The organism is Sphingopyxis sp., assembly GCF_035250425.1.
Classification (GTDB): Bacteria; Pseudomonadota; Alphaproteobacteria; order Sphingomonadales; family Sphingomonadaceae; genus Sphingopyxis.
In genome coordinates this window covers 1-9,014 of the sequence record NZ_DATFFD010000292.1, presented here as the reverse complement: position 1 = coordinate 9,014, position 9,014 = coordinate 1, and the positions used below count along the sequence as shown (strand labels likewise).

6 protein-coding genes are annotated in these 9,014 nt (G+C 66.6%); all 6 read left to right on the top strand.

Translation table 11 applies throughout. The features are described from left to right. Window positions 1-1,924: hydantoinase B/oxoprolinase family protein (locus VJ811_RS17780; RefSeq protein WP_324074869.1), on the top strand; the 1,924-nt coding region annotated here is incomplete at its 5' end. Window positions 1,925-2,177: 253 nt separating this feature from the next. Beyond that, window positions 2,178-2,849, top strand: a complete 672-nt coding sequence (locus VJ811_RS17775) for a DUF969 domain-containing protein (RefSeq protein WP_324074867.1) — start codon at window positions 2,178-2,180, stop codon at window positions 2,847-2,849. Further along, the gene (locus VJ811_RS17770; RefSeq protein WP_324074865.1) at window positions 2,846-3,784 is read left to right on the top strand and encodes a DUF979 domain-containing protein; all 939 of its coding nucleotides are present in this window, start codon (window positions 2,846-2,848) and stop codon (window positions 3,782-3,784) included. The genes VJ811_RS17775 and VJ811_RS17770 overlap by 4 nt, the downstream gene beginning before the upstream one ends. Window positions 3,785-3,964: 180 nt before the next feature. Then, window positions 3,965-4,954 carry a DUF2891 domain-containing protein gene (locus VJ811_RS17765; RefSeq protein ID WP_324074870.1) on the top strand — a complete coding sequence of 330 codons (990 nt, stop codon included), beginning with the start codon at window positions 3,965-3,967 and terminating at the stop codon, window positions 4,952-4,954. A 258-nt stretch (window positions 4,955-5,212) separates the two neighbouring features. Further along, entirely contained in the window at window positions 5,213-6,217 is a 1,005-nt protein-coding gene (locus tag VJ811_RS17760; protein ID WP_324074863.1) for a LacI family DNA-binding transcriptional regulator, read from the top strand. 167 nt (window positions 6,218-6,384) lie between these two features. Continuing rightward, on the top strand, window positions 6,385-9,014 hold a 2,630-nt coding region (gene acnA, locus VJ811_RS17755; protein WP_324074860.1), incomplete at its 3' end, for an aconitate hydratase AcnA.

Sequence of the window (9,014 nt, the reverse complement as noted above, 5' to 3'; positions counted from 1 at the left end):
CCCCACCGCCGCGACCGAGACCAAAGCCGAAACCGTCGCCGCCTGGTTCGCCGGCGCAGCGCACCGGATCCCGCTCCACCAGCGCAGCGCCCTCGCCCCCGGCCGCAGCATCGCCGGCCCCGCGATCATCATCGACGCGCTATCGACGACCGTGGTCGAGCCGGGCTGGTCGGCGACGGTCGAGCAGGAAGGGACGTTGCGGCTAACCAAGGCCTCAAGGATCCTCCCCATCGACTTGCGATGGGGAGGGGGACCGCCGCGAAGCGGTGGTGGAGGGGTTGCGAGCGTAGCGAGCGCTCCGCGCTCTACCCCTCCGTCAGCCCTTCGGGCTGCCACCTCCCCATCGCAAGGCGATGGGGAGGATCACGCGACCCCCGACCCGATCCGCCTCGAAATCTTCAACAGCCTGTTCATGGCGATCGCCGAGGAAATGGGCGGCGCGCTCCAGCACAGCGCCTCGTCGATCAACATCCGCGAGCGGCTCGATTTCTCCTGCGCGATCTTCGATGGCGAAGGCCGCCTCGTCGCCAACGCCCCCCATATGCCGGTGCATCTCGGCTCGATGGGCGAAAGCGTCCGCACCATCCTCCGCCAACGCACAAAGGACGATCGCGGTATCCGGCGCGGCGACGCCTACGCCCTCAACGCCCCCTATGACGGCGGCACGCACCTCCCCGACATCACCGTCATCATGCCGGTCTTTGTCGAAGGCGACATCCCGAGCTTCTTCGTCGCCGCGCGTGGCCACCACGCCGACCTCGGCGGCATCGCCCCCGGATCGATGCCCCCCGACAGCAAAAGCATCGAAGACGAGGGCATTCTGTTCGACAATATGCTGATCGTCGACGACGGCCATTTCCGCGACGCCGATGTTCACGCGCATCTGGTTACCGGCGACTGGCCCGCGCGCAATCCGGCGCTCAACATCGCCGATATGAAGGCACAGGTTGCGGCGTGCCAGCGCGGCGCGAGCGCGCTCACCGACCTTTCCGCCGCGCACGGCGCCGCGACCGTCGCCGCCTATATGGCGCACGGTCAGCGTCAGGCCGAAACCGCGGTCCGCCAGCTGATCGCGCGTCTCGACGACGGCGCCTTCCGCTACGCGATGGACAATGGCGCCGAGGTGGTCGTCGCGGTCAAGGTCGACCGGACGGCGCGCCACGTCACGATCGACTTCACCGGCTCCTCCGCCACCCTCCCCGACAATTTCAACGCGCCGATGCCCGTCGTCCGTGCCGCGGTCCTCTATGTACTGCGCACGATGCTCGACGATCCGATCCCGATGAACGAGGGCTGCCTCGCCCCCGTCACGCTGATCGTCCCCGAAAATTCGATGCTCTCGCCCAGCTATCCCGCCGCGGTCGTCGCGGGCAATGTCGAGACGAGCCAGGTCATCACCGACGCGCTGTTCGCCGCCTTCGGCGCGATGGCCCCCGCGCAGGGGACGATGAACAATTTCACCTTCGGAAACGACGCGCACCAATATTATGAAACCATCGCCGGCGGATCGGGCGCGGGGCCGGGCTTCGACGGCACTTCCGCGATCCAGACGCATATGACCAACAGCCGCATGACCGACCCCGAAGTGATGGAGATGCGCTTCCCGGTGATCGTGGAAGAGTTTTCGATCCGCAAAGACTCGGGCGGCGCGGGCCAATGGCGCGGCGGCGATGGCGCCACGCGCCGCATCCGCTTCCGCGAACCGATGGCGGCGAACATCCTCGCGAACCGCCGCAAGATCGCACCCGCGGGCCTGGCGGGCGGAGAAGACGCCGCCCCGGGCCGCAACTGGGTCGAACGCGCCGACGGCTCGGTCGAGATGCTGGCGGCGACGGGTAGCGCACAGCTCGAAGCCGACGACGCCTTCGTGATCGAAACGCCGGGCGGTGGGGGATATGGTTCGGCAGGGGACGACCGGGGATGAAAAAGGTTCACGCGGAGACGCGGAGACGCGGAGAATATGATTCGCGCAGAGGCGCAGAGAGCGCAGAGATGTCGGTTCCCTATCGAAGGGCTGGCGCTCTACCTGTCTTCTATAGGCGCCTTCGCCGCCCATTTTTCTCTCTGCGTTCTCTGCGCCTCTGCGCGAATCTTCTTGCTTCTTTTCTCTTCCTTCTCCGCGCCTCCGCGTCTCCGCGTGAATCCCTTCAGCCTTTCACGATGCAGGCATACGCCTGATGCTCGTCCTGATCGGCATTCTCATCATCATCGCGGGCTTCCTGCTCCGTTTCAATCCGCTGCTCGTCATCATGGCCTCGGCGCTCGCCACCGGGCTTGCCGCCGGGCTCGACCTGACCGCGATCGTCGCCGCGTTCGGCAAGGCGTTCAACGACACGCGCTATGTCTCGATCGTCTGGATCGTCCTTCCCGTCATCGGCCTGCTCGAAGCCTATGGGCTTCAGCAGCACGCGCGGACGCTCATCGGCCGGATGAAGGGTGCGACGCTCGGCCGCCTGCTCACCTCCTACCTGCTGCTGCGTCAGGCGATGGCGGCGGTCGGCCTCACCTCGGTCGCGGGGCATCCGCAGACCGTCCGCCCGCTCGTCGCCCCGATGGCCGAAGCCGCCGCCGAGGCAGGGAACGACGCGCTGACCGACGACCAGCGCGAGGAGGTCAAGGCCTTCGCGGCCGCGACCGACAATATCGGCCTCTTCTTCGGCGAGGATATTTTTCTCGCGATCGGTTCGATCCTGCTGATGAAGGGCGTGCTCGAAGGCTATGGCTATATCATCGAGCCGCTGCACTTCTCGCTCTGGGCGATCCCCACAGCGATTGCCGCCTTCCTGATCCACGGCTTCCGCCTCCGCCGCCTCGAAAAGCGGATGATGCAGAAGAAGGCGGGCGCATGATCACGCTCGGCTTGGTTTATGTCCTCGCGGGGCTGACCTTCGCGGCCTTCGCCGTCCTCGGACTTCGCGACCACAGCAATCCGAAACGCTTCGGCAACGCCGCCTTCTGGGGGCTGCTCGCGCTCTCGATGCTCGGTGGCGATTCTCTCGGCGATTTCGGCAACGGCCTGCTCGTCCTCGCGCTCGTCGCGATCGCGGGCACCGGGCAGATCGGCCGCGCCCCCGGCGGCGATGTACCCGCCGAGGTGCAGGCCGAGCATGCCGTAAAATATGGCAATTTCCTGCTCCTCGTCGCGCTGATCATCCCAGCGGTTGCACTCATCGGGACCTTCCTCTTCAAATGGATCCCCGGCCTCGCCGATCCGAAGCAGGCGACGCTCATTTCGCTCGCCTTCGGCGTCCTGATCGCGCTCGCCGTCGGCATGGCGCGCCTGAAACCGCCGCCTTTGCTCCCGCTCCAGCAAGGCCGCGGCCTGCTCGATGCCGTCGGCTGGGCCGCAATCCTGCCGCAAATGCTCGCCAGCCTCGGCGCAGTCTTCGCGCTCGCGGGCGTGGGCGAAGTCGTCGGCAGCCTCATCGGCACCGCGATCCCGCAGGGCAGCCTGTTCGGCGCCGTCCTCGCCTTCGGGCTCGGCATGGCGCTGTTCACCATGGTGATGGGCAATGCCTTCGCCGCTTTCCCGGTAATGCTCGCCGCGGTCGGCATGCCCTTGCTCGTCAAGCAGCACGGCGGCGACCCCGCGGTCGTCGCGGCGATCGGCATGCTCGCCGGTTTCTGCGGAACGCTGATGACCCCGATGGCGGCGAACTTCAATCTCGTCCCCGCGGCGCTGCTCGAACTCAAAAATCCCTATGGCGTGATCAAGGCGCAGATCGGCACCGCGGTCCCGCTGCTCGCGGCGAACATCCTCTTCATCTACCTCTTCGCCTTCTAAAGATCCTCCCCATCGCGAAGCGTTGGGGAGGGGGACCGCTCGCGAAGCGAGTGGTGGAGGGGTGTCGACGGTCGCGCTAAAACCCCTCCGTCAGCGGCTATGCCGCTGCCACCTCCCCTTCGCTGCGCGATGGGGAGGATCGTCTCGACTTCGCTCGATGCGAACGGATATGAAGGTGGCATGGAATCGACCCCCGACCACGCCGCCCGCTTCGCCACCGCCACCCTGTCGCACCTCGGCCGCGAATATCCGTACAAGATGGACCTCGTCCTCAACGGTCCCGAGGACGCCAAACCCCCGCGCGAGCACCACCCGATCTTCCACGGCAGCTTCGACTGGCACAGCTGCGTCCACGGCTGGTGGCAGATCCTCCGCCTCGCGCGCCGCTTCCCCGACTTGCCCGTCGCCGCCGAAACCCGCGCCCGCGCCGACGCGATGCTTGTTCCCGAAAAGGTCGCGGGCGAGCTCGCCTTCCTCAATCGCCCCTATTCGGCAAGCTTCGAGCGTCCCTATGGCTGGGCGTGGCTCCTCGCGCTCCATGCCGAGGCCGAGCGCCACGACGCCCCTTGGGCCGCCGCGCTCGAACCGCTCGCCGCCGCTTTCGCGGCGCGTTTCCACGCTTTCCTGCCCAAGCTGACCTATCCGCTGCGCGTCGGCACCCATTTCAACATCGCCTTCGCGCTCCTCCTCGCGCGCCGCTGGGCCGAAACCCGCGACCCTGCGCTGATCAACCTGATCGACGCCCGCGCCCGCGACTGGTTCGCCGGCGACCGCGACTGCCAGGCGTGGGAACCCGGCGGCGACGAATTTCTCTCGTCCGCGCTCACCGAAGCGCATCTGATGGCCGCTGTGCTCGGTGAGGATTTCACCCATTGGTTCGATGCCTTCCTCCCCCGCGCCGCAAGCGAGCAACCCGCCACCCTCTTCACCCCCGCCACCGTGTCCGACCGCAGCGACGGCAAGATCGCGCATCTCGACGGCCTCAATCTCAGCCGCGCGTGGAGCTGGCGCGCCATCGCCGCCGCACTCGGCCCCGCGCATCGGGTATCCCCGGTCGCCGAGGCGGCGGTGCAGCGCCACCTCGCCGCCGCGCTGCCGCACGTCACCGGCGACTATATGGGCGAACATTGGCTCGCCAGCTTCGCGCTCTTGGCCCTCGATGGCCTTTGATCGGCATCGCGCGACAAGAGTTTCGCGCAGAGGCGCAGAGGACGCAGAGAGGAATATTGCGGCGAAGCCGCCATCGAACGGGATCGAACGCATTCGTTGCGGACCGGAACGACATCCCTGCGTTCTCTGCGCCTCTGCGCGAATCCTCTTCTTCCCTTTTCGCCTTCACCGCCCTCCTCGCCGAAGCGCCAGATTGACAAGCCCTGCCCTCGCGGCGAGAGACGGCGCAAGGGGAGAGAGGCCAAGGTGAACGGAAAGATGCTGCGTCCCACATCGTTCGACGTTGCCGAGCGCGCCGGCGTGTCGCAATCGACCGTCTCGCGTGCCTTGCGCAACAGTCCCGGCGTCAACGCCGAAACGCGTGCGCGCGTCTCGGCCGCGGCGCGCGAACTCGGCTATGTCGTCGACCGCCACGCCTCGTCGCTGCGGCTCAAAAGCAGCGAGACGATTGCGCTCGTCACCATCTGCCGTCCGGGCGAGGATCGCAGCGCGATCAATCCCTTCTATTTCGCGCTGCTCGGCAGCATCGCTGCCGCGACATCGGCGCGTGGGTTCAACCTGCTCGTTTCGTTTCAGGAGAATCCCGACAATTTCCGCGCCGACTTCGTCGCCTCGGGGCTCGCAGACGCGATGATCGTCATCGGTACGACCAGCAATCGTCCGGCGTGGGACTATTTCGCCGCCGCGCAGGCGTCGGGGCTCGATTTCGTCTGCTGGGGCAGCCCCGGCAGCCCGTTCCACTGGATGCGCAGCGAGAACGACATCGGCGGACAGCTTGCCGCCGAACATTTCGTGCGTGACGGCCGCCGCCACATCGCCTTCGTCGGACCGCAACAGTCGCCGCAGCGCCAGTTCGACGAGCGCCGCGACGGCTTTTCCGCCGCGCTCGCCGCGCACGGCCTGACCGCGATCGTCGCCGAGCCCCCCGCCGCCGCCGACCGCCACGCGCAGGGCGTCGCCGCGGTGCAGGCGCTGCTCGAAGCGCATCCCGACACCGATGCGATTTTCGCGGCATCGGACATGCTCGCGCTCGGCGTGTTGCAGGGACTCAAGGACGCCGGCCGCCGCGTGCCCGAGGATGTCGCGCTGATCGGCTTCGACGGCATTCGCGCCGGCACGCTCGCCGACCCCGCGCTCACCACGCTCGAACCCGACCTCGACGCCGCGGGCGAGGCGCTCGTCGCGATGGCGCTCGAGGATGACGAACGCACGCGCAGCGGCACCCGCATCCCCGTCCATCTGGTGGTGCGCGGAACCGCCTGAACGCACGCGGCACCCGCCGCAATCGACCCACCCCCTTGCATTTCCATGACCTGGGCGTAAGGCGGCGCCAACATAAACCCGCGCGTGCGACTCCCGTTGGCCCCGCTCTCCCGCTTCGCCTTCGGACAGTCATTCCCCGCCGCGCCAACATGGGGACTGCTTGTTCTATGACGACCACGGGCAACGACACGCTTGGAACCCGCTCGACGCTGAGCGTCGGCGGCAAGAATTACGCTTATTATTCGCTCGACAAGGCCGCGGCAAAGCTCGGCGACGTATCGCGGCTGCCGTTTTCGATGAAGGTGCTGCTCGAAAACCTGCTGCGCTTCGAGGATGGCGGCTTCACCGTGTCGACCGATGACGTGAAAGCGATCGTCGACTGGCAGAAGGATCCGCATTCGAATCAGGAAATCCAGTATCGCCCCGCGCGCGTACTGCTCCAGGATTTCACCGGCGTTCCGTGCGTCGTCGACCTCGCCGCGATGCGCGATGCGATCGCGACGCTCGGCGGCGACACAACCAAGATCAATCCGCTCGTCCCCGTCCACCTCGTCATCGACCACAGTGTCATGGTCGACGAATTCGGCCACCCCAAGGCGTTCGAGCAGAATGTCGAGATCGAATATTATCGCAACGGCGAACGCTACGACTTCCTGAAATGGGGGTCGAAGTCGCTGTCGAACTTCAAGGCGGTGCCCCCGGGCACCGGCATCTGTCACCAGGTCAATCTCGAGCATATCGCGCAGGCGGTGTGGTCGAGCGAAGACGCGTCGGGTGAAACCGTCGCCTATCCCGACACCTGCGTCGGCACCGACAGCCATACGACGATGATCAACGGGCTCGGCGTGCTCGGCTGGGGCGTCGGCGGGATCGAGGCCGAGGCCGCGATGCTCGGCCAGCCGGTGTCGATGCTCATCCCCGAAGTCGTCGGATTCAAATTCACCGGCAAGCTCATGGAAGGCGTCACCGCGACCGACCTCGTGCTCACCGCGACGCAGATGCTGCGCGCCAAGGGCGTCGTCGGCCGCTTCGTCGAATATTTCGGCCCTGGGCTCGCTTCGCTGTCGCTTGCCGACCGCGCGACGCTCGCGAACATGGCGCCCGAATATGGCGCGACCTGCGGCTTCTTCGGCGTCGACGACAAGACGCTCGACTATATGCGCCTGACCGGGCGCAGCGACGAGAATATCGCGCTGGTCGAAGCCTATGCCAAGGCGCAGGGGCTGTGGATCGTCGAGGGCGCCGCGGACCCGATCTTCACCGACACGCTCGAACTCGATCTTGCTACCGTCGTGCCGTCGCTCGCGGGGCCGAAGCGTCCGCAGGACCGCGTCTCGCTCCCCGACGTCGACGATGTGTTCAACGCCGACATGGCGAGCGTCTATAACAAGAAGCAGACGCGCGTGCCGGTCGAGGGCAAGGATTTCGACATCGGCGACGGCGACGTCACCATTGCCGCGATCACCAGCTGCACCAACACCTCGAACCCAGGGGTGCTGATCGCCGCGGGGCTCGTCGCGAAGAAAGCCGACGCGCTCGGGCTGAAGCCCAAGCCGTGGGTCAAGACCTCGCTTGCACCGGGGTCGCAGGTCGTGACCGACTATCTGATCAAGGCCGGGCTGCAGAAGCATCTCGACAATATCGGCTTCAACCTCGTCGGTTACGGCTGCACGACGTGCATCGGCAACTCGGGCCCGCTCGCCGAACCGATTTCGAAGGCGATCAACGAGAATGGCCTCGTTGCCGCGGCGGTGATCTCGGGCAACCGCAACTTCGAAGGCCGCGTGTCGCCCGACGTGCGCGCCAACTTCCTCGCCTCGCCGCCGCTCGTCGTCGCCTATGCGCTCAAGGGCACGGTGATCGAGGATTTCACCACCACCCCGATCGGGCAGGACCAGCAGGGCAAGGACGTGTTTCTCGCCGACATCTGGCCGACCAATCTCGAAGTCGCCGATGCGGTTGCGGGCGCGGTCGACCGCGACATGTTCGTCGCGCGCTACGCCCATGTCTACAAGGGCGACGAGCATTGGCAGAAGATCGAGGTCGAGGGCAGCGACACCTATCAGTGGCGCGCCGGATCGACCTATGTCGCGAACCCGCCGTACTTCGAAGGCATGACGATGACCCCGGCACCGGTGTCGGACATCGTGAACGCCAAGCCGCTCGCGATCCTCGGCGACAGCATCACGACCGACCACATCTCTCCCGCCGGTTCGATCAAGGCGGACTCGCCGGCGGGCAAGTGGCTGATGGAACATCAGGTCAGCAAGGCCGACTTCAACAGCTACGGCGCCCGCCGCGGCCACCACGACGTCATGATGCGCGGCACCTTCGCCAACATCCGCATCAAGAATGAAATGGTCCCCGGCATCGAAGGCGGCATGTCGCGCTATGGCGCCGAGGTCATGCCGATCTACGACGCCGCGATGCGCCACAAGGCCGACGGCACCCCGCTGGTGGTCATCGCCGGCAAGGAATATGGCACCGGCTCGTCGCGCGACTGGGCGGCGAAGGGCACCAACCTGCTCGGCGTCCGCGCCGTCATCGTCGAAAGCTTCGAGCGCATCCACCGCTCGAACCTCGTCGGCATGGGCGTGTTGCCGCTCCAGTTCCTCGATGGCCAGAGCCGCGAGACGCTCGGCCTCACGGGCGACGACCAGTTCACGATCACCGGCGTTGCCGGCCTCAAGCCGCGCCAGACGGTCACGGTGAACGTCACCCGCGCCGACGGTTCGACCTTCAGCTTCGACACGCTCTGCCGCATCGATACCGCGAACGAGATCGAATATTATATGAA

Bases quoted from the DNA above. Each gene is read 5' to 3' on its own strand.
- VJ811_RS17775 (WP_324074867.1), top strand. From the start codon at position 2,178: ATGCTCGTCCTGATCGGCATTCTCATCATCATCGCGGGCTTCCTGCTC.
- VJ811_RS17770 (WP_324074865.1), top strand. From the start codon at position 2,846: ATGATCACGCTCGGCTTGGTTTATGTCCTCGCGGGGCTGACCTTCGCG.
- VJ811_RS17765 (WP_324074870.1), top strand. From the start codon at position 3,965: ATGGAATCGACCCCCGACCACGCCGCCCGCTTCGCCACCGCCACCCTG.
- VJ811_RS17760 (WP_324074863.1), top strand. From the start codon at position 5,213: ATGCTGCGTCCCACATCGTTCGACGTTGCCGAGCGCGCCGGCGTGTCG.